This is a genomic window from Sediminibacterium sp., from assembly GCF_051860225.1.
GTDB lineage: Bacteria > Bacteroidota > Bacteroidia > Chitinophagales > Chitinophagaceae > Sediminibacterium.
Map to the genome: position 1 here is coordinate 443,951 of NZ_JBHYEI010000003.1, position 20,625 is coordinate 464,575.

Here is a 20,625-nt window from a genome sequence, read left to right on the forward strand (position 1 = left end):
TTCTTATTTCATAATTGATTATTCAAATCCCATAATTTCTCTCAACACTCGCTTAAACCTAAAGGAACCTGAACGGCTAATCCCCCATCTGCAGTTTCTTTATATTTACTGTTCATATCTAGTGCTGTATTCCACATGGTCGCAATTACTTTGTCTAAGCTCACTAATGCAAAATCAGGTGTACTTTGTAATGCCAATTGAGAAGCAGTAATTGCTTTGATAGCACCCATCGTATTTCTCTCAATACAAGGGATTTGTACCAAACCACCAATAGGGTCGCAAGTGAGTCCTAAGTGGTGTTCCATTGCTATTTCTGCAGCCATCAATGTTTGTTGTTGGGTACCTCCCATACATTCGGTGAGGGCACCTGCTGCCATAGCTGATGATACGCCAATTTCTGCTTGACAACCACCCATTGCTGCTGAAATAGTAGCTCCTTTTTTAAAGATGGATCCTATTTCAGATGCAGTTAACAAAAATTGAATGATTTTTTCTTCAGTTCCCCCTTCACTAAAAGCAATATAATACTGTAATACAGCTGGAATAACACCTGCAGCACCGTTAGTTGGAGCAGTTACTACTCTGCCAAATGAAGCATTTTCTTCATTTACTGCTAATGCAAAACAACTTACCCAATCTAAAATGTAATTGAAGGAATGTCCTCCATTACGAATGGCCTTTAGCCATTCTTCATAATTATTGTAAGGTTGTTTGTTGATGAGTTTTTTATTTAGTTCAAATGCTCTTCTTCTCACTTGTAGGCCACCTGGTAACTCTCCTTTTGAATGACAACCCCTGTAGGTGCAGTCACGCATAGCATGCCATATAGCAAGGACGCCATTTTTGGTTTCTGCTTCAGAACGCCAACTGGTCTCATTTTCTAAAACCATTTCATGAATGGCCATACCGGTTTTTCTACACCAATGTAAAATATCCGCTGCATTATTTGTTGGAAAAGGGAGCTCTACACTATCATTATTTCCAGCCGATGATTCACCTTCTTTTACTACAAATCCACCACCAATTGAAAAGTATGTTTCGCTAAATTGTGCTCCGTTGTTTAATGTAATTAAAAAACTCAAACCATTTGGATGAAAAGGCAAGGATTCATTGGTTAAGAAAACCAAATCTTCTTTAAAATCGAATGGAATGGCATGTTCGCCTCCTAGTAATAAAGTATGGGTTGATTTAATCTGGGCAATTTTAGGGTTAATGCTATTAACATCAATCGTTACAGGGTCTTCTTTCATTAAACCCATTAGCACAGCTATATCTGTTCCGTGCCCCTTTCCCGTTTTGGCTAAAGAACCATATAACAATACAGTGACTGCTTTAACAGTTGCAATGGGATTTTGCTTTGTCAAGCTTTCTAAACAACGTAGTGCAGCGCGCCAAGGCCCTAGGGTATGCGAACTAGAAGGTCCTACCCCTATTTTAAACATATCAAATACAGAAATTGCTTCATGTGGCATTTGGTAAAGTTAATTATCAATTTTCATTAAGTTTGGTAAATGAAGCATCTCTTTTTTCTAATATTGACATGTTCCCAATTAATTATGTCCTATGCCCAGCCATTGGATCTTACTTCCAATAATCCACTTCATCAAGCTTTAAACAATAATCCTACTTTTTTCAATAGAATTACCAGTAACCCAGATAGTTTTAGGGTACAAATTATATATACTCAAATCAATAGAAATAAAAGAAATAAACCCTTATTTAAAGAGTTTAGTTATCGTTTGAATAATCAGGAGTATTTCTATCCAGCAAGTACGGTAAAAATGCCTATTGCGTTGTTAGCTTTAGAAAAAATCAATGAACTTGGCATTAAAGGGCTCACCCGAAGTAGCATCATGATTACAGATAGTGCAGCAGTTGCGCAAGACCACGTTTATAATCAACCCAATGCAAATGATGGTGCACCCACTATTGAAAATTATATCAAGCAAATTTTTTTAGTCAGCGACAACGATGCCTTCAATCGCTTGTATGAATTTTTAGGTCAAGAATATATTCAGCGTAAACTAAAAGAGAAAGGCTATCCCGATGCGATAATTCGGCATAGACTTCAATTGAATCGTACAGTTGAACAACAGGCCATTACCAACCCAGTAAAATTTTATGACACTGCTGGTAATTTAATTTATGAGCAACCTGCGATTAAAAGCAATGCAGTTTTTGAAGCTACCAATGTATTGTTGGGGAAGGGTTATATGAGAGATGGAAAAATTATCAATGAACCATTTTCTTTTTTAAACAAGAATAGAATTTATTTACATGACCTACACCATATTTTGCAATCTGTTATTTTCCCTGAGCAGTTTCCTAGGAAAAAACGATTTAACTTAACCGAAGACGATTATGCTTTTGTAAAAAAATACATGAGCAGCTATCCCCGTGAATCGGAGTCTCCCTCTTATGATTCAAGTTATTATTATGATACTTATTGCAAATTTCTATTACAAGGTTCTGAAAGAAAAACCTTGTATCCCAATGTGAAAATTTATAATAAAGTAGGAGATGCTTATGGTTTTTTATTAGATATTGCCTACATAACAGATCCTGCAAATAATATTGAATTCATGCTTAGTGCTGTTATTTCCTGCAACAACGATGGCATTTACAACGATGATCAATACGAATACGATGCATTAGGCTTTCCTTTTATGCGCGATTTAGGGATTGTAATTTATCAACATGAATTAAAGCGCAAGGGCAAATTGCCCATAATTAAGTAAATTGTCATCTTAAATTTTTTTGAATGGAATTGTCTTCTCTATTAAACAGGTTTAGTGAGCCTGAAACACTGAAAATGGCCAAACTAGGTCGTGAATTGCGTGCTCAAGGAATTGATGTAATTGATCTTAGTTTGGGTGAGCCCGATTTTGATACACCTCAGCATATTAAAGATGCAGCAATTAAAGCAATTAACGACAACTGGAGTCATTATACTCCAGTGCCCGGTTTCTTAGATTTAAGAGAAGCCGTTTGTACTAAATTAAAACGGGATAATAACTTAGACTATAAGCCTGAGCATATAGTGGTGTCTACTGGAGCTAAGCAAAGTTTGGCTAACTCCATATTAGCCTTAGTGGATGAAGACGACGAAGTGATTATACCCACTCCATATTGGGTTACTTATTCTGAGTTGGTAAAAATTGCTCGTGGAAAAGTAGTGGAAATTAGAACTACAGTCGAAAATAAATTCAAAACAACTCCGGCAGAACTAGAAGCAGCCATAACACCAAAGACCAAGGTCTTTATGTTTTCTTCACCTTGTAATCCTTCAGGAGCGGTGTATAGTAAAGAGGAGTTGGCTGCATTGGTCAAAGTATTTGAGAAGCATCCTGAGATTATTATACTTTCAGATGAAATTTATGAGTACATCAATTTCATGGGAAAACACGAGAGCATTGCTCAATTTGATAGCATAAAAGATCAGGTAGTTATTATTAATGGATTAAGTAAAGGATTTGCCATGACTGGTTGGCGCTTAGGCTACATTGCTGCAAATACATCCATCTCAAAAGCTTGTGAGAAATTACAAGGACAGTTTACTAGTGGAACTTGCTCTATTGCACAAAAAGCAGCGGTGGCAGCGCTTACAGGAGATTTGAAACCATCTATTGAAATGACAGAAGAGTTTACTAGAAGGAGAACGAAAACCTTGGAATTGGTGAATGCTATTCCTGGGTTCAAATGCTTTGCCCCAGAAGGCGCATTCTATGTATTTCCAGATGTGAGTTACTATTTTGGTAAATCAAATGGTACAGAAACTATTAAAAATGCAGCTGATTTTAGCATGTATTTATTGAATACCGCCCATGTTAGTTCAGTTATGGGAGATGCATTTGGAGAACCTAATTGTGTTCGTTTTTCATTTGCCAATAGTATGCCTAATATTGAAAAAGCTTGGGCTAGAATAGCCGATTCGCTCAGTAAACTTTCTTAAAGTTTTTTAAAATTGAAAAGGCTGGTACTTTTAAAGTGCCAGCCTTTTCAATTGATAAGTGGGCGTTCTTTTTAAAGAGTCTTTATTTTGAAGCGCTAGCAATTCCTCCTTTTTTACTGTCTACATTTACTGTGTATTTCCCCTTTCCTTCCACAATCCATTTAACAGTAACCGTTCCCAATCCAGGTATATTGTCTATTTCAATGGTACCAGGATTGTTGTTTTGAATTTTAGAAAGATTCAAGTCTTTGTCTGTCATAATCATTCCTGCTACAATTTTAGCTGAAGTGCTTAATGTAATGTAATCGGGTCTTTCTATCTTATTCTTCACGTCTTGACTACTGTGCGTAGGCATTAATCTCTCATTGGCAATTACAGCAGTTACTTCTGTTAATCCACCACCTAAATCCTTTTCTTTCACTTCTGAAACAGATAGTTTAGGTGTATGGTAACTATGATAAATACTGAATGCCATATTTCTATGCGCATCAGACTCTAATAAAAATCCCGGATGTGCTCGGCCAAAGTTCTTTTTAAATCCGCCAATTTCTACTTTGCCATATTGTGGATGATCGTATTCTTTCCAATCAACAAATCCATCTTTAAACAATAAATATTTATCAAAATTATAGGAGCTATTGTCAAAAGGACTTCTAGTACTTTCTTTCATGAACATTAAATACGGAGTCCACAATTCATTTGAATAGGTGTAAATGCCTCTACCAGCATAAAACCAATCCAATTCTCCGCCATAGGCAGAATACAAATCTTTATAAACTATTAAGTATTTATAGCCAGGCATTAACTCCTCACCTTTTTTTGCAATCGCATCGTAAATGGCTACATCTTGAGAATTGTAAGTGGTCACATCTGCAGAAGCGCCAGGTCCTCTTAAAATCATTCCACCTGCATTGTGGTAAGACTGCGCTGCAGCAATATTCGGGTGTTTCATCACAAACTCCATGACTGCTCTATTTTCTGGAATAGAGAACGGATATTTATAGGCGCCGTTCTGAATGTAGTTTGGTTGCCATCCCCAACCCCAATCTCTATTTGGATCGTATTCAAAAGCATAGCCATCTTCGTTTACACGGCCATCACCATCATTATCAATGCCTTCCATTCCAAGGAGTTCGTAATCCCCCTGTTCATCTGCGCCTACCATAACCATATTTCTAGGATCACGTGGATCTAATTTATAACGACCATTTACATTTTTTCTACGCATCATAGTAATATGCCCGTCGCCATCTAAATCATCATACCAATCTTCGTTTACCAAACCATCTCCATCATTGTCAACCGGCTTAACTCCTGATCTAGGTGAACTGGAAGTATTGGGTTGGTGCATATAACTATCTCTGCCGTCCGGGTTAATACTCGGAACAATGTAGAATACTTTGTCTTCTAATAATTCTTGAATGAATTTGGTATCACCAAAACTCTCTGTTAAATACCAAGCTGTGTACAAGGCAAATTCAGCACCTTGAATTTCATTCGAGTGAATATTGCCATCAATATACATACCAGGCTTTTGTAATTCATTTCCCTTTTTGAAATCGGTAATCGTTAAACACCATAAATCCCTACCTGCATAAGATTTACCCAATGAAGTTAATTTAGCCAAGTCAGGGTAAGCGGCAGCAATTTTTTTACAAAGTGCAGTTATTCCTGCGTGATCATAATAGCGGTTCCAACTTGCCTGAACCTTAGGATTTACGGGGGTTCCAGCAGCTTTAAATACCTGATTGGCGTCCTGAGCCATCATGCTTGCACTCAACAAAACTGCTATGATAAATGAATATATTTTTTTCATAATTGATTTTTTATTGTAACGTGATGGCTTTAGTAGTTAAACCTATTGCAGGTGAACCAGTTTCAACAGTGATGCTTCCTGTCCCCTTTACAATCCAACTAAACTGTTGCATCGTATGCGGCTCCATATTGTTGATTAACGCTAATTTTTGGCCACCAATCAATTGTTGCTTATCCGTTAATTGTAACGCAACTTTCAAGCGTTTTACAAAATAATTACGGTCAGCAAATTTGCTATGAGTAGGTAGCATACCCGTATTGGCTACATCGATAGTGATTTTTGTTAAGCCATTACTTAGTTTTTGTGTATCTACTTTTTGTACGACTACTTGTGGTTTTAAATAAGTCAACTTGGTTAAAAAATCGGTATGCTTTTGTGCAATTTCATTGACCATTTTGTAAGGGGGATTTATCATTACATAGGGATCAACACCACCTACTTGAACAACTTGTCCTGGAAAGTCGGGGTGTTGCACTGTTTTCCATTCAGTAAAATGATTTAATCCTTGCTGTGCACTCCATCTCAAATAATTAGCCGTTGCATCTTCTACTGTAAATGCTTTTTCTTTCTTTGCCGTATCTGGCTTGGCTTTAGGAACCCACCATCCTGGTGTACTAAAACTAAAACGACCATAATGTTGGTATGCCCAACTCATGAAGTCTCCTCCATCAGCATTTGTTCTAGGAGCGTCTTTTGCCCCCAAAGTTTTATTATACAAATCACTAACAACGGTTGTTACTTTATCGTCATTTGTACTTAAATTATTTAAACTATTAAAGCTCACTACAGCATAAACGTTGAATGCGTCATACAAGAAATCAAGGATTGCTCTTGTTTCTATTTCACTAGCTGGAAATTCTCCAGCACCTGCTCCGAATGTTTTATGCTTGTAGGTTAGGTTTTTATTGAAATGAATTCCCCCAACTCCATCTTCATTATACTGCCCATCCTTATCATTATCTATTCCTTCAGACAACAATAAATATTTTCCTTTTTCGCCTTTTGCAATATCTGCCTTGATTAATACTCTTGGGTCTTCTGGGTGTAGTTTATAAATTCCAACAGGGCTTTCTACACGCATCATGGTGATTTTTCCATTTCCGTCTAAATCATCAAAAGCGTCTTCATTTGTTTTGCCATCTCTATCATCATCAGTATTTGTGGCATTGCCCAAACGCTCAAATGGCAGTTTACTAAAATAAGTCTCCATAGCATCGGGGCTCATATTCGGAAACAAGTAGTAAGTGTTTTCGTTTAAGAGTTTTTGAACGCTGTCTTTATCTATTTGCTTTAATAGATTTTCTGCAAATTGAATGACTAGTTCGGTGCCCAATAAATGAGTGCCTTCTACTCCGCCCACCACTGCAATAGCTGGTTTGGTTTCGGTTTTACCACTGCCCAATGTCATGACCCAAATATCTTTACCGCCTGCTGTTTTGGCGAGTGATTGAAGGGATGCCCATTTGGAATTGTTCTTAGCCAACTGTGTTAGCCGATTTTGTTGTTCTTGAAAGGTTGGATACTGTTGTGCTTTTATTTGCCCAATCAAAGGCAATAAACAAGCCATCAGGAAAATTTTTTTCATGTGCAAGCTTTAAGACATAAATATAATTGAAATGCTACTTCAAAATTTACAATATGGATAAATGGCTTGTACCTTTACCTGCCAAAATAAGCATATGATTGATCCGGTAAAAGCTGAAATGTTTAGAAACAGGCTAAGCAAAGTGTTTAAACACAAAAGCAAATTGGCCCGTAGACAAAATATTCCTTGTTACCGTGTGTATGATCATGATTTGCCAGAATTTCCATTTAGTATTGAGTTATACGAAGACCAATTATACATTGCCGAATATTTAAGAAGGCATGGTATGGAAGATGAAGTACACGATGCATGGATGGAAGCATGCAAGTCAATCATTGAAGAAGTTGTTGGCATCCCTATCGAGCGCATGAATTTTAAACTGCGCAAAAGGATGAGTCATAAAGATGAGCAGTATGAAAAAATTAGTACTGAAAAACAATATAGTACGGTATTAGAAGATGGGTTGAAATTTCTGGTAAATCTTACTGATTATTTAGATACAGGTTTATTTTTAGATCATCGAATTACTAGGAAAATGGTGCGTGATACCTGCACCAATAAACGGGTATTAAACCTTTTTTGTTACACAGGTTCTTTTTCTGTGTATGCTGCTGCCGGTGGGGCTTCAAGTGTTGTATCGGTAGATTTGTCTAAGACCTATTTGGCTTGGGCAGAAGATAATTTGACCATCAACTTATTCAAGGATAAAAAAGCTTTTCAATTTATTCATGCTGATGTAAAGCAATACTTGAAAACCTTGCAGCCCAATAGTTTTGATTTGGTCATCATGGACCCACCTACATTTAGCAATAGCAAGCGAATGAAAGATATATTGGATATTCAGCGAGACCATGCAGAATTGATTAACGATGCATTAGCAGCCTTAGCTCCTGGAGGGCAATTGTATTTTAGTACCAATTTTGTTCGATTTCAATTGGATGCTGCATCCATACATTCTACCCAAATAAAAGATATTACCAAGGCCACTACCCCATTTGATTTTGAAGGAAAATTAAAGCGTTGGTGCTATTTAATTACAAAGTAATTAATTCATTATGCAATGCCAATACTTGTGGTATCAATAGAGATTGCTCGTCGTTTACAATTACTTTATCGCAAAGCTTCATTTTAATCGTTTGACTGATTTGATGTTTCATTCTGTTCAAGACTTCCTCCCTACTCGTTTGGTCTCTATGCATTACCCGTTGAATGCGTAACGCATCAGGGGCGTATACTCCAATAATTAAATCCATTCCATCAGCTGAGCCTGATTCAAAAAATAATGCTGCTTCTTTTATGGTATAAGGTGCATTTTGTTCCAATGCCCATTTCTTTCCCGCTTCAATGGTAGCGGGGTGTACAATCGAATTTAAAACCTCTAATTGGAATGGGTCATTAAAGACAATATTGGAAATAAAAGATCGATTGAGACCTTGATCATTGTAAGATTCAGTACCAAATGCAGCGAGTATTTGCGCTTTAACCGCTTCGTTTTCCAACATTATTTTTTTAGCCAATGCATCTGCATCTAATACAGGAACCCCAAGTGTTCTGAATATTTTTGCAACGATTGATTTGCCACTTCCTATTCCGCCGGTAAGTCCTATACTGCGCATAAAAAATCCTGCAAGTTTGAATCTTGCAGGACATAAAATTAAGGTATAATTGATTGTTACTAGAAAGCCATGTAATCAATTTATTTTTTCTCTTCAACAGCAGGCTTGTTGATTGCTGCAGTCCACTCCATGCTTAAAGCAGATTTCTCAATTTTTAAATAACTACCAGGAGTAACTTCTAATTGTAAAGTACCGTCCTCGTTAATTTTATTTACTACACCATGTATACCAGCAATGGTTACAATTTTATCACCCTTAGATAAATTATCTATGAACTTCTTTTGTTCTTTTGCTTTTTTTGCTTGAGGTCTAATCATGAATAACCAGAATACCAAAATAATGGCTCCCATCATGATCAATTGTACAGTACCACCCTGCTTAGGGTCGGCAGCTAAAATAGTTAACGCGTTCAATAACATATATTCTCTGTTTAAATAATTTACAAATTAAAAGGAATTACTTGAAACTTACTTTCTGAATCTTGCCTTCTGCTACCAATTCTTTGTGAATATTATCTAAAATTCCATTTACGAACTGTCCGCTTTGTGCAGTACTGTATTCTTTTGCTAAGTCGATATATTCATTGATGGTCACTTTGGTAGGAATTGTGTCAAAATACAACAATTCACATAAGCCCATACGCATCAATACCATATCTAATTGAGCAATTCGCTCGGCATCCCAATTTTTTAATTTTGGTTTGATTAATTCAGCGCAATATTCTTTTTTGTCGATCGCTGTCTTTAATAGGGTTTTTGCAAACTCCCATTTATCAGGACTCATGATTTCGTTAAATTGAACCGATTTTGGCTTTTGAATATAAGTCAATACCAATTGCTCCATCATTTCAGCATCGTCGTCCCAGTTATTAAAATGCTCTTCAATATGCGAAATAAAATGCTCATTAGGTAGCATTAACTCACTGAATATCAATTTTATAATTTCCCTTTCCTTTCCTTTGTCTCTGCTCTCTTCAGTAATGTAAACTTGGTATACAGCATTTTCTGTTAATGCTTTATACACTTTACTTACTAATTCTTTATCTAATAATTTTTCAGGATGATCTTTTTCTAAACATTGTTGAAACCCTTTGTCTTCTAAAAGATTCCAAATGAAATCGTTGCCTGCAATTTTGATATTTACATTGAGGTCTGCAGAGCTGGGAAGGTTTTTGGAAGCCCTTTTTTGTGCACTAGTTTCTGCATAACGGGCTACTTCGGCAATAAAATAAATCAGGTAAACAAAAAGTTCCCTGCTTTTATCCATTTGTTTCTCTAGAGTTTGAACGGGATGCTGAAACGTATTAGTGGAATCCGCGGCTTCAATCATATAGAGCAACTGCATCACTTTTACGCGGATATTTCTTCTGCTAATCATTAAACAAGAACTTTTTTTGAGCAGCGCGAAGGTAGGGATTTATCGTTTATTTTGACTTGATAATTGTTGATTCTGGTGAAATTTTGGCACTCTTGATACTAGGCTTGACTTTCTTAGTATGATAATTCTGTCAACAACAGCGTTTTAACTATGTTTTTTAAACCAATAACTGAAAAATTGGCTGAAATGACGCTCTGGCATAATTATAGCAATCACTCAGTAAATTTTAAACAACTAACCAAAATCAATAACGTATGGCTAAGAAAATCAACGTTACTCCTCTGCACGACAGAGTTCTTGTAAAGCCTGCTGCTGCTGAAGAAAAAACAGCCGGTGGAATCATTATCCCTGATACTGCAAAAGAAAAGCCACAACGTGGTGTAATCGTTGCTGCCGGAAAAGGTAAAACAGATGAGCCAATGACCGTAAAAGTAGGTGACACTGTATTGTATGGCAAGTACGCAGGTACTGAAGTTCAAATTGAGGGACAAGACTTATTGATCATGAGAGAAAGTGATCTTTTGGCGATTCTTTAATTATTATCATTTCTAAAATTGTAAAACTACAAATATGGCTAAGCAAATTTTCTTTGATATTGAAGCTAGAAATAAAATGAAGAAAGGCGTTGACACCCTTGCCAACGCTGTTAAAGTAACCTTAGGACCAAAAGGTCGTAATGTGGTTATTGAGAAAAAATTTGGCGCACCTTCAGTTACTAAAGATGGTGTTTCTGTTGCAAAAGAAATTGAATTAGAAGATGCAATTGAAAATATGGGTGCTCAAATGGTTAAGGAAGTAGCTTCTAAAACTGCAGACATTGCAGGTGATGGAACTACTACTGCAACTGTATTGGCTCAGGCAATCATCAGCGAAGGGTTAAAGAACGTTGCTGCTGGTGCAAATCCAATGGATTTAAAGCGTGGTATTGATAAAGCTGTTGCTAAAGTGGTGGATAGCTTAAGAGCACAATCTCAAGCTGTAGGCAACGATTCTAAAAAGATTGAGCAAGTAGCGACCATTTCTGCAAACAGTGATAGCGAAATTGGTAAGTTAATTGCTACAGCAATGGCTAAAGTGGGTAAAGAAGGGGTAATTACTGTAGAAGAAGCGAAAGGAACTGATACTACAGTTGATGTAGTAGAAGGTATGCAATTCGATCGCGGTTATATCTCTCCTTATTTTGTAACCAATAGCGAAAAAATGGAAGCTGAAATGCAGAATCCATACATTTTGATCTACGATAAGAAGATCAGCGCTATGAAAGATATCTTACATATTCTTGAGAAAGTAGCTCAAACCGGACGTCCTTTGGTAATTATTGCTGAAGATTTAGAAGGGGAAGCATTGGCTACTTTAGTAGTAAATAAATTACGTGGTACCATTAAAGTGGCAGCTGTTAAAGCACCTGGTTTTGGTGACCGTAGAAAAGAAATGTTAACTGATATTGCGATCCTAACTGCAGGTACTGTAATTAGCGAAGAGCAAGGCTTCAAATTAGAAAATGCAGACCTTACTTATTTAGGCCAAGCTGCTTCTATCACTATTGACAAGGATAATACCATTGTTGTAGGCGGTAAAGGTAAAAAAGCTGATATCACTGCAAGAGTAAATCAAATTAAAGCTCAGGTAGAAAATACCACTTCAGACTACGATCGCGAGAAATTACAAGAGCGTTTAGCTAAATTAAGCGGTGGTGTAGCAGTTCTTTATGTAGGTGCTGCAACAGAAGTTGAAATGAAGGAAAAGAAAGACCGTGTAGACGATGCTTTACATGCTACAAGAGCTGCTGTTGAAGAAGGTATTGTACCAGGTGGTGGTGTTGCTTACATTCGCGCGGTAGAAAGCTTAGAGAAGTTGAAAGGTGCTAACGAAGACGAATTAACTGGTATTCAAATTGTGAAAAGAGCCATTGAAGAGCCATTGCGTCAAATTGTAATCAACAGCGGAATCGAAGGTTCTATTGTAGTTCAAAAAATTAAAGAAGGCAAGGGAGATTTTGGTTTCAACGCTCGTACTGAAGTTTACGAGAACTTGTTTAAAGCAGGTGTAATTGATCCTACCAAAGTAACTCGTGTTGCTTTAGAAAATGCTGCTTCAATTGCTGCAATGTTGTTAACAACAGAGTGTGTGATTGCAGATAAGCCAAAGCCTGAAGCTCCTCATGCGCACGGTGGTGCTCCTGATATGGGCGGAATGGGTTATTAATACTATTTCAATCAATAGTTATACGGCCTCACCTGAAATTCAGGTGAGGCTTTTTTATAATTTCAATTTGAGCCCACCATTTACCACAAATCCATCTACAGGAGCATAAATATCTCTAAAGTTGGGGTTATTCATTGACCCAGTAAAAATGGTATCAAATCTGGTTTGTCTAGTATCTGTGAAATTTTCTAAGTTGATGAACAGGGAGAAGTTGTTCCAGATTTTTTCGGCCATTAGTCCAAAAATCCAATAAGATTTTCCCAATGCTCCATCGTTTAATTGTTGAGGGCTAAAAAAGTAGGCTTCAGCACCCATTTTGAATTTACCTTCTTTTTCATACATCAGCACATTGTTGACCCTGTGTTTAGACGTTAATGGGGACCAGTTTTTTACATTGTTAAAATGGGTATTTACATCGGCATAAGTGTAGCCTATAAATAATTTAAAGTCGTTGTAACTCAACCTCATATTGGTTTCCATTCCTTTGGTACTGATAAACCCATTGGCGTTTACAAAAGATGAACTAGTGCCACTGTTTACTAATAGCAGGGGGGAATTTAACCTAGTATAAAAAAATAGATGATTCAGCGTAAGGCCAATCTCTCCAATTCTTGTACGAAAATTAATATCAAAATTTCCTCCAATCGATCGTTCATTGGTGGCAACCAATTGGTCAATCGGGCGTATAAATCGAAAATGCAATTTCTCTGCTTCCTCATTAAAAACAGTAGGTGTTTTATAGCCCATGCCCCCTCCTAATCTAAAAGTAAATTGCGAATTTGCTTTTAGCATGAATGCAATTCTGGGTAATAATTCAAATCCAAATTGCTTTACATAATCTCCTCTTAATCCTGTTTCTATGCTTACCTTTTCGCTTGCCTGCCAGGTATTTTGAATAAAGATTCCCCAAGTGTTAAATTGATAATCTTTAGGGTTAGCAACCATTTGACTCATTTCTTTAAAATGATCACTGATAAAATTGGCCCCAATGATCCAATCCTGATTTGTTGCTTTATATTGATAAGTAGCTTCAGAAAAGTTGGTTTGCTGAAGCCCTTTAAATTCATAAGAAGGAATTTGAATGGATCTGTTGAATCGGCTATAGCTGTTTTTAAATACGAAATTAGATTGCTCGTTTATTTGATGTGTCAATTGAAATTGAGTAGTCAATCTGTTGGTTTGATTATTTTCAAAATAGCCTAGACTGCCATTCTTAATATAATCCATACTCCCTCCTAGCCTTTTCTCAGTAATATAATTGACACCAAAATTTGCATTGGTTTTATTGCCATAAAAAAACAACCTTGGATGAATGGTATAACGCGCAAATTTAGGAATAGCAGACAATCCTAATGCAGCTGGATCGTATGCATTGGAAGTATTTCTTGATCCAAAAACGGTAAGACCTATTTTATTGAATTTTTTACTATAAAAACTACTTAAGTCTAGTCCGCCAGCAGTTGTAGCATTTGCCAAGAAACTTAATTCCTTTTCATTTGTGGGAGTTTTAGAAACCAAATTGACTAATCCCGCAATCGCTCCTCCACCATATAAAGTAGAGGAAGATCCTTTAATTACTTCAATTTGTTTTAAATCTAAGGGAGCTACTTGCATAAGACTTAAGCCACCTGAAAAGCCCGCGTACAAAGGAAATCCATCTCTGAGTATTTGGGTATACCTCCCATCTAAACCTTGAATACGAATGCTCGAATTATAGGAAGTTGCCGATGTTTGTTGTGTTTGAATTCCTGTACTTTCATTTAATAACATCCTAATATCTCCAGGTTTCATATTCCCTTTCTCTGTCAATTCTTCTCCTGAAATAGTTTCGACTCTTGTTACAATATCTGCAATAGATCTACTCATTCTAGTTGCAGTGACAATTACTTCTTCTTCCTCATCGTGTTCTTCGTCATGGCTTAATAAAACTTCATAATAGTCTTCATTTTGAGGCAGCTCAATGATGATTTCTTGATCAGCGTATCCAATATAACTGATCTTAAATGCATATTTTCCAGCAGGTATTTGTGTAAATATTGCAGCTCCGTTGCTATCTGCTACTACCATTTTTTTTAACGATGGGATCATTACTGAAGCACCGGCCAAAGGCTTTTTTTCTTCGGCATCTCTAATGAATATTTTTATAGACAGGTTATTGGCAGGTAATTTCTCTTGAGCTTGTAAGTAACAGCTGAATAAGATTGTAATAATAGTTACAAAAAATTTCATTTGTAAAAATAGCAGTTATTCAAAGTAAATGCTACTTGTTCATCAAGTAATTTTTGAATCCTCTTGCCAAAAGAAATTGGGCAAATCCATAGGTAAACATTACAATCACCCCTAAAAAAACATTTTTATAAGCAAAGATATTCAGTGATAATACAGAATCGGATAATACAAATAATGCAGCTCCAGGAACAAAATAATTTACACCATACCGTTTGGTATTCGTATTCGACGAAATCATCATTGCACTACTGAACATTGTTGCAATTACAATCATATAAACCACCACAGGGGCATATAAATCCCCCAATTTGGGTGCCAAATGATTAATGATGATTGCTCCAATGATAAGCACTACAATCCCCCCTAAAATGGGTAAGAAGGCATTACTGATTTTGAGTGGTTGAATTTTGATAAATAGAATGATATAACAAAAATGAGCTACAATAAAACAGAGCATGCCAGCAATAAAAAATAGATTTCCTTCGCACAGCAAAAAGATATCTCCACCCCAGGAGGCTAAAAATGCAAGTGCAATCAATTTTTTGGGAAGAAAAGATTTGATTTTTGTTGGAGCCAGTACTTCCGATAAATACAAAAGCAATAAAGGCATTAATAAAATTTTTGTAATACTGGCAGTTTCAGATTCTTCTACCCATAATAGAAAACAATGAACCAATAAGACCAATATATAAATGGAGGGGATAAATTTTTTTAAATGCATAATTATTTAGTTAAAACAAGCGGTTGTAGTAATCTACGATTTTTACCTCAAACTGACCTAAATTTGCGCCATGCAAATGGATGACGATGTTTTTTTTGCCTTTTGGCAAGAGAACAGTGAAAAAGAAAAAAGTAGCCGGAAAGCTTTTATGTTAGGCCTATCTTCAGGGTTTGCCATAGGCGGAACCGTAATTGCGGTTATCCTATCTGGTTGGTATCAGCGTGCTACTATGGAAGCCAATAGTAAAATGAGCGCTTTTGTTTTATTTATGGCCATTTTAGGCATTTCCATTTTTATCGCTTTTATGTATCGTAAGTTTAAATGGGAAATGAATGACCAACGATACCAAGAAATTTTGGCTAAAAAACGAAAATTAAATACACCAGATGCAGCCATAAACAATAGTTCTGCGTCTTAAAAAGAAAACTGAGAATGAAAAAATCACTGTTCGTATTGGGTTTATTTGCCATATTGGCAATATCTTGTGGTAAAACAGGTAGTACGGGCTGTACGCCTGCACCCGTAGCCTCTGAAAAAGCTGCGATGGTCAAGTTTTGTACCGATAATAATATCACTTATACCGAACATCCTAGTGGAATTTTGTATCAAATTATGAATCAAGGAGCAGGTGCTCCTTTAAATGCTACTTCTCAAGTAAATGCAGTTTATACAGGGAAATTATTGAATGGAGTCGTATTTGATGCTGCGGCAACACCTGTCTCTTTCTCTTTAAGTGGTGTGATTGAAGGTTGGACTATTGGAATCCCTTTGGTGAGAAGAGGGGGCAGAATTCAGTTAGTTATCCCCTCGGCACTAGCCTATTCTTGTGTCGGTAATCGATCGATTCCACCTAATACACCGCTTTACTTTGATGTAACTGTGAATTAATCGCTCATTCCCCTATCTTTGCCGTCCTGAAAAAATCAGGAATAAAACTTCGTAAACCGTTACTAATATGCAACTGAAAGGTTTAGTGCGTTTTTTTGCCATAGCACTTACATTGATTTGTCTTTACCAATTATCATTCACTTGGTTTGTAAACAGCCATGAATCTGCAATGGAAAAGAAGGCCACAGAGTGGTTAAAGCGTTTTCCAACAGCTGAACAGCAATATCCTGGCAACAAGGAATTGCAAGCTGCCTACACAGATTCTTTAGAAGACCTAAAGAAGGCTAGATTACTTCGTTTATTAGACAGCACCAAAGACACTAAGCTGGCTTTTGGTTTAACTACTTACCGTAGTGCTAAAGAAAAGGAATTAATGTTGGGTCTAGACTTACAAGGTGGTATGAGTGTTACCATGGAAGTAGGCTTAGATGGCTTGATTAAGTCTTTAAGCAACTATACTAAAGACGCTAACTTCAATAAGGCATTAGATGCTGCTGTAGCAAGAAAGGCCAATAGTGGTGCAGATTTAATTACTTTATTCTTGGAAGAGTTCAAGAAAGTTAGCCCTGAAGGCAAATTAGCTCCATTTTTTGCAACTAAAAGTGCTTCTGCAGTAAAGATTGAAGATTCAAATGCAAAAGTTGAAAACTACCTACGCAAGCAAGCAGAAGCTGCTTTCAATAATACATTTAGAATTCTAAGAACTAGGATTGATCGTTTTGGTGTATCATCAAATAATATCAACCCAGATCCTGCAAAAGGAAGAATCAATATCGAATTGGCTGGTGTGAACGATAAAGATCGAGTAAGAAATTACTTACAATCTACAGCCAATCTTCAATTTTTTGAAGTTTACACTTGGGAGAACAAAGATGTTCAAACAGGTATTATTGCTGCTGATAAAGCTGTTCAAGATTATTTAACTGGTGCCGATAAAGTTGCAGCTGTTGTTGATACAACTAAAGCTTCTGCATCAGTTCAACCTAAAGGTGATACGAGTAAAACTGCTACCATTTCTTCAATGGCAGCTAAGACAACCGCAGCTAAAACAGATTCTGCAGCTATTAAAGCAACAGAGAATCCTATTCTTCGTTTAATGCAGTTAACTCAGCCTTACCAAGCTGAAAATGGTCGTCCAGTTTATCCTGCTGCTTTAGGTTATATTCAATCTAAAGATACTGGTACTTTAAATGATTACTTAGCAATGGAATCTGTAAAAAGCAAGTTCCCTTCTAACTTGGTATTCATGTATGGTAAAGCTGAATTAGATGATCCAAAGGCAAAAGATATTCTTACTTTATACGCAATCAAAACCTTAGACAATGGTCAAGCGGAATTAGAAGGTGACCGTATTGCAGGTGCTTCTCAGGATTATGATGAGCGCGGTAGAATTGCCATTAAAATGAATATGGACAAAGTGGGTTCTAATATTTGGGCTAAAATGACCACCAGAAATGTGGGAAAACCTATCGCCATTGTATTAGACAATTTTGTTTACTCTGCTCCTAATGTTAATGACCCTATCACTACTGGTAATTCTCAAATCAGTGGAAACTATACTATTAAAGAAGCGCAAGATTTGTCTGAAATTTTAGAGAGTGGTAAATTACCTGCTCCTGCTAAAATTGTTCAGAGCCAAACAGTAGGACCAACTTTGGGTAGTGAATCTATCAAAGGTGGTGCATTATCTTTTGGAATTTCTTTCTTGGTAATTTTTGCCTTGATGTTATTATACTTTAATACTGGTGGTTGGGTTGCCAATATTGCCTTAATCTTAAACTTGTTATTCACCATTGGAGTATTAAGCGCCTTAGGATTTACGTTAACAGCTCCTGGAATTGCCGGTTTAGTATTGACGATTGGTATGGCCGTAGACACTAACGTAATCATCTTTGAGCGTATCAAAGAAGAATTAACCAAGGGTAAAAACTATTCAGCTGCAGTAAATGAGGGATATAAGCGTTCTCTTGCTCCTGTTTTAGATGGTCATATCACTACCCTATTGACGGCTATTATACTTGCTTACTTTGGATTAGGCCCTGTATTAGGATTTGCAACCACACAAATCATTGGTATCTTATTATCATTGTTCTGTGGAATTTTAGTATCTCGTTTAATCTCTGATTGGTATACCAATAAGAACAGACACTTTGAGTACTTTACTAGTATATCTAAAAAAATATTCAACCACGCTAATTTCAAATTTATTGAATACAGAAAGTATGCATACATGCTATCTGCAGTAATTTTTGTAATGGGTATTGCCTCTTTCTTCCACGGTTTTGATGAAGGAGTTGAATTTGCTGGTGGTAGAAGCTACACGGTAAAGTTTGATAAGCCAGTAGATCCTGAAATGATTCGTCAAGATTTAAAAACGGTGTTTGGTGAAGCACCAATTATTAAAACGGTTGACGTTAAGAATCAAGTAAATATCACTACTTCTTATAAAATCAAAGAAACAGGAAACAATGTTGATGCTGAAGTTGAACGTAAGTTATATGAGGGTTTAACCAAGTATTTACCAGCAGGAACAAGCTTTGATACTTTTGAGAACACTTATAAGCAAGGATCACAAACTGTTTTACCGACCATCTCCGATGATTTAAAAGCTGGTGCAACCAAAGCAACTTTGTTTGCAGTGTTGGTAATCTGTTTATACATATTTATCCGTTTCCGTGATTGGAGATACTCTTTAGGTTCAATTGTTGCATTAATGCACGACGTATTTGTAACATTGATTGTATTCAGTTTCTTAAAGGATTTTGTTCCTTTCCCATTAGAAATTGACCAACACTTCATAGCTGCAATTCTTACAGTAATTGGTTTCTCTATGAATGATACCGTAATTGTTTATGATCGTATTAGAGAAGACTCCGGAATGATGAAGGGTGCCCCTAATGCTGCGGTAATTAACAGAGCAATCAATGAAACATTGAGTAGAACCATCATGACTTCTGTAACAGTTTTCTTAACCATCCTAATCCTATTCATTTTTGGTGGTGAAGTAACTAGAGGATTTGCATTCGCTATGTTAATTGGTGTTGCCACTGGTACATACTCTTCAATTTTCGTAGCTGCTCCTTTCTTAGTAGACTTCGGGAAAGGTAGAGCATTGGGCTCAAAAGCTAAATAAGCAAATAGATTGATAACAAAAATGCCTCGATGTAAATCGGGGCATTTTAATTTAAATCAATTATGGTGAGATTAATTGCAGTTGATTGATTAGCAGCTAAAGTAAATGAAAATACTTTTTCTTGGACTTATACAGCAAACGAAGTTCCACAACCACAAGTTTTACTGGCGTTTGGGTTACTAAAAGTAAATCCTCTACTATTCAATCCTCCTTGCCAATCTATTTCCATACCATATAAATAAAGGCTATGGCTTTTATTCATAATACATGGTATTCCTTCAATCTCAAAAAATTCATCGCCTTCTTCAGTTTGATCAAAACCTAACACATAAGTCATACCGCTGCATCCTCCGCCTTTTACACCCACTCTTAAACGTTGCGTAGTATCAAAGTTGGGCTCAGCCATTAATCGCTTAATTTCTACAATAGCTCCTTCTGTTAGGGTTACAGGAATTTGAGTTGTAATTGCTGTTTCCATAAATATTATTTAGAACACAAAGTTACCAATTTGCCTGAACCCATCACTGTTTGTGTTTACGATAGAAGGAATTCCTTGTTGATCCCCTACCTTTGTACAAAGCTTTTTAGAATGGATAATTCGGTGTTAATTACGGTAATAGTGGCTGTTTTTATTGCTTCCATGGCTGGTTATTTAATTTATCTGCAACGACGTTTAGTCATTTACGAAAAACAACAGAGTAAAGTAGCGAGTTCACTCCCTTTACAAGCCTATGAACGCCTTCTTTTATTGACAGATAGAATTGCTTTACCCAACTTAATCAATCGTAATGCGGCTAATGCTATTTCAGCGGCTGAACTACAATTGATGTATACTAAAATTATTCGAGAAGAATTTGATTTTAATGTTACCCAACAAATGTATATCAGCCCTGCATCTTGGAAGGCTGTTAAAAATTTAAAAGAAAAAAATTTACAAATCATCAACCAAATCGGGCAGCAATTACCCCCCGAATCGTCTGGATTAGATTTACAAAAAGCCATCATGCAATATTTAGTTGCCAATCCTACATCTGCCTTGCATGATTTGGTGTCGGAAGCTTTGAGTTATGAAGCCAAGCAATTATTATAAAATAAAACGAGCA

At 36.5% G+C, this 20,625-nt stretch carries 18 protein-coding genes; 9 read left to right on the plus strand and 9 right to left on the minus strand.

The features are described from left to right. Positions 1–41: 41 nt before the first annotated feature. Positions 42–1,472, minus strand: coding sequence for an L-serine ammonia-lyase (locus ACTIEI_RS12540; RefSeq protein WP_439506637.1), 1,431 nt, complete (start codon positions 1,470–1,472; stop codon positions 42–44). Between the two features lie 84 nt (positions 1,473–1,556). Here ACTIEI_RS12540 and ACTIEI_RS12545 point away from each other — a divergent pair, with 84 nt between their 5' ends. After that, positions 1,557–2,738 (plus strand): serine hydrolase, encoded by a 1,182-nt coding sequence (locus ACTIEI_RS12545; protein WP_439506638.1) that lies wholly within the window; start codon positions 1,557–1,559, stop codon positions 2,736–2,738. Between the two features lie 23 nt (positions 2,739–2,761). Then, the gene (locus ACTIEI_RS12550; RefSeq protein WP_439506639.1) at positions 2,762–3,952 is read left to right on the plus strand and encodes a pyridoxal phosphate-dependent aminotransferase; all 1,191 of its coding nucleotides are present in this window, start codon (positions 2,762–2,764) and stop codon (positions 3,950–3,952) included. Between the two features lie 82 nt (positions 3,953–4,034). Here ACTIEI_RS12550 and ACTIEI_RS12555 read toward each other — a convergent pair whose 3' ends face one another. Next, positions 4,035–5,768 (minus strand): M14 family metallopeptidase, encoded by a 1,734-nt coding sequence (locus ACTIEI_RS12555; protein ID WP_439506640.1) that lies wholly within the window; start codon positions 5,766–5,768, stop codon positions 4,035–4,037. 10 nt (positions 5,769–5,778) lie between these two features. Beyond that, on the minus strand, positions 5,779–7,353 hold the full coding sequence (locus tag ACTIEI_RS12560) for a M14 family metallopeptidase (protein ID WP_439506641.1): 1,575 nt from the start codon (positions 7,351–7,353) through the stop codon (positions 5,779–5,781). A gap of 94 nt (positions 7,354–7,447) precedes the next feature. On the opposite strand from ACTIEI_RS12560, the gene ACTIEI_RS12565 reads away from it, so the two are divergent. Continuing rightward, positions 7,448–8,398 carry a class I SAM-dependent methyltransferase gene (locus ACTIEI_RS12565; RefSeq protein WP_439506642.1) on the plus strand — a complete coding sequence of 317 codons (951 nt, stop codon included), beginning with the start codon at positions 7,448–7,450 and terminating at the stop codon, positions 8,396–8,398. Here the strand turns inward: ACTIEI_RS12565 and coaE are convergent. The 3 genes from coaE to nusB all read right to left on the minus strand — a co-directional run bounded on the left by coaE (position 8,388) and on the right by nusB (position 10,346). Next, a complete protein-coding gene (gene coaE, locus ACTIEI_RS12570) occupies positions 8,388–8,969 on the minus strand; it encodes a dephospho-CoA kinase (protein ID WP_439506643.1) in 582 nt (193 codons plus the stop codon). The two genes, ACTIEI_RS12565 and coaE, sit on opposite strands and share 11 nt — an antisense overlap. An 80-nt stretch (positions 8,970–9,049) precedes the next feature. Next, positions 9,050–9,388, minus strand: a complete 339-nt coding sequence (gene yajC / locus ACTIEI_RS12575) for a preprotein translocase subunit YajC (protein WP_439506644.1) — start codon at positions 9,386–9,388, stop codon at positions 9,050–9,052. Between the two features lie 37 nt (positions 9,389–9,425). Then, the gene (gene nusB / locus ACTIEI_RS12580) at positions 9,426–10,346 is read right to left on the minus strand and encodes a transcription antitermination factor NusB (protein ID WP_439506645.1); all 921 of its coding nucleotides are present in this window, start codon (positions 10,344–10,346) and stop codon (positions 9,426–9,428) included. Between the two features lie 254 nt (positions 10,347–10,600). Here nusB and ACTIEI_RS12585 point away from each other — a divergent pair, with 254 nt between their 5' ends. Further along, entirely contained in the window at positions 10,601–10,882 is a 282-nt protein-coding gene (locus ACTIEI_RS12585) for a co-chaperone GroES (RefSeq protein ID WP_349254898.1), read from the plus strand. Positions 10,883–10,916: 34 nt separating this feature from the next. Continuing rightward, the gene (gene groL / locus ACTIEI_RS12590; RefSeq protein WP_295189899.1) at positions 10,917–12,551 is read left to right on the plus strand and encodes a chaperonin GroEL; all 1,635 of its coding nucleotides are present in this window, start codon (positions 10,917–10,919) and stop codon (positions 12,549–12,551) included. Positions 12,552–12,605: 54 nt separating this feature from the next. Here the strand turns inward: groL and ACTIEI_RS12595 are convergent, their stop codons facing one another. After that, on the minus strand, positions 12,606–14,780 hold the full coding sequence (locus tag ACTIEI_RS12595) for a TonB-dependent receptor (RefSeq protein WP_439506646.1): 2,175 nt from the start codon (positions 14,778–14,780) through the stop codon (positions 12,606–12,608). Between the two features lie 31 nt (positions 14,781–14,811). Then, entirely contained in the window at positions 14,812–15,501 is a 690-nt protein-coding gene (locus ACTIEI_RS12600) for a lysoplasmalogenase (protein ID WP_439506647.1), read from the minus strand. A 70-nt stretch (positions 15,502–15,571) separates the two neighbouring features. Between ACTIEI_RS12600 and ACTIEI_RS12605 the strand changes: the two genes are divergently transcribed. From ACTIEI_RS12605 to secDF, 3 genes are all read left to right on the plus strand, one after another. Continuing rightward, on the plus strand, positions 15,572–15,919 hold the full coding sequence (locus tag ACTIEI_RS12605) for a hypothetical protein (protein WP_439506648.1): 348 nt from the start codon (positions 15,572–15,574) through the stop codon (positions 15,917–15,919). A 14-nt stretch (positions 15,920–15,933) separates the two neighbouring features. Continuing rightward, positions 15,934–16,389: an FKBP-type peptidyl-prolyl cis-trans isomerase gene (locus ACTIEI_RS12610; protein WP_439506649.1), complete on the plus strand. Its 456-nt coding sequence runs from the start codon at positions 15,934–15,936 to the stop codon at positions 16,387–16,389. 67 nt (positions 16,390–16,456) lie between these two features. Further along, a complete protein-coding gene (gene secDF / locus ACTIEI_RS12615) occupies positions 16,457–19,522 on the plus strand; it encodes a protein translocase subunit SecDF (protein WP_439506650.1) in 3,066 nt (1,021 codons plus the stop codon). Between the two features lie 127 nt (positions 19,523–19,649). On the opposite strand, the gene ACTIEI_RS12620 is transcribed toward secDF, so the two are convergent. Beyond that, the gene (locus ACTIEI_RS12620) at positions 19,650–20,000 is read right to left on the minus strand and encodes a HesB/IscA family protein (RefSeq protein WP_439506651.1); all 351 of its coding nucleotides are present in this window, start codon (positions 19,998–20,000) and stop codon (positions 19,650–19,652) included. 111 nt (positions 20,001–20,111) lie between these two features. On the opposite strand from ACTIEI_RS12620, the gene ACTIEI_RS12625 reads away from it, so the two are divergent. Further along, on the plus strand, positions 20,112–20,612 hold the full coding sequence (locus ACTIEI_RS12625) for a hypothetical protein (protein ID WP_439506652.1): 501 nt from the start codon (positions 20,112–20,114) through the stop codon (positions 20,610–20,612). Positions 20,613–20,625 lie beyond the last annotated feature (13 nt).

Excerpts from the sequence above, each read along its gene's own strand:
- ACTIEI_RS12540 (WP_439506637.1), bottom strand. The coding sequence starts at position 1,472 with ATGCCACATGAAGCAATTTCTGTATTTGATATGTTTAAAATAGGGGTA.
- ACTIEI_RS12545 (WP_439506638.1), top strand. The coding sequence starts at position 1,557 with ATGTCCTATGCCCAGCCATTGGATCTTACTTCCAATAATCCACTTCAT.
- ACTIEI_RS12550 (WP_439506639.1), top strand. The coding sequence starts at position 2,762 with ATGGAATTGTCTTCTCTATTAAACAGGTTTAGTGAGCCTGAAACACTG.
- ACTIEI_RS12555 (WP_439506640.1), bottom strand. The coding sequence starts at position 5,768 with ATGAAAAAAATATATTCATTTATCATAGCAGTTTTGTTGAGTGCAAGC.
- ACTIEI_RS12560 (WP_439506641.1), bottom strand. The coding sequence starts at position 7,353 with ATGAAAAAAATTTTCCTGATGGCTTGTTTATTGCCTTTGATTGGGCAA.
- ACTIEI_RS12565 (WP_439506642.1), top strand. The coding sequence starts at position 7,448 with ATGATTGATCCGGTAAAAGCTGAAATGTTTAGAAACAGGCTAAGCAAA.
- coaE (WP_439506643.1), bottom strand. The coding sequence starts at position 8,969 with ATGCGCAGTATAGGACTTACCGGCGGAATAGGAAGTGGCAAATCAATC.
- yajC (WP_439506644.1), bottom strand. The coding sequence starts at position 9,388 with ATGTTATTGAACGCGTTAACTATTTTAGCTGCCGACCCTAAGCAGGGT.
- nusB (WP_439506645.1), bottom strand. The coding sequence starts at position 10,346 with ATGATTAGCAGAAGAAATATCCGCGTAAAAGTGATGCAGTTGCTCTAT.
- ACTIEI_RS12585 (WP_349254898.1), top strand. The coding sequence starts at position 10,601 with ATGGCTAAGAAAATCAACGTTACTCCTCTGCACGACAGAGTTCTTGTA.
- groL (WP_295189899.1), top strand. The coding sequence starts at position 10,917 with ATGGCTAAGCAAATTTTCTTTGATATTGAAGCTAGAAATAAAATGAAG.
- ACTIEI_RS12595 (WP_439506646.1), bottom strand. The coding sequence starts at position 14,780 with ATGAAATTTTTTGTAACTATTATTACAATCTTATTCAGCTGTTACTTA.
- ACTIEI_RS12600 (WP_439506647.1), bottom strand. The coding sequence starts at position 15,501 with ATGCATTTAAAAAAATTTATCCCCTCCATTTATATATTGGTCTTATTG.
- ACTIEI_RS12605 (WP_439506648.1), top strand. The coding sequence starts at position 15,572 with ATGCAAATGGATGACGATGTTTTTTTTGCCTTTTGGCAAGAGAACAGT.
- ACTIEI_RS12610 (WP_439506649.1), top strand. The coding sequence starts at position 15,934 with ATGAAAAAATCACTGTTCGTATTGGGTTTATTTGCCATATTGGCAATA.
- secDF (WP_439506650.1), top strand. The coding sequence starts at position 16,457 with ATGCAACTGAAAGGTTTAGTGCGTTTTTTTGCCATAGCACTTACATTG.
- ACTIEI_RS12620 (WP_439506651.1), bottom strand. The coding sequence starts at position 20,000 with ATGGAAACAGCAATTACAACTCAAATTCCTGTAACCCTAACAGAAGGA.
- ACTIEI_RS12625 (WP_439506652.1), top strand. The coding sequence starts at position 20,112 with ATGGATAATTCGGTGTTAATTACGGTAATAGTGGCTGTTTTTATTGCT.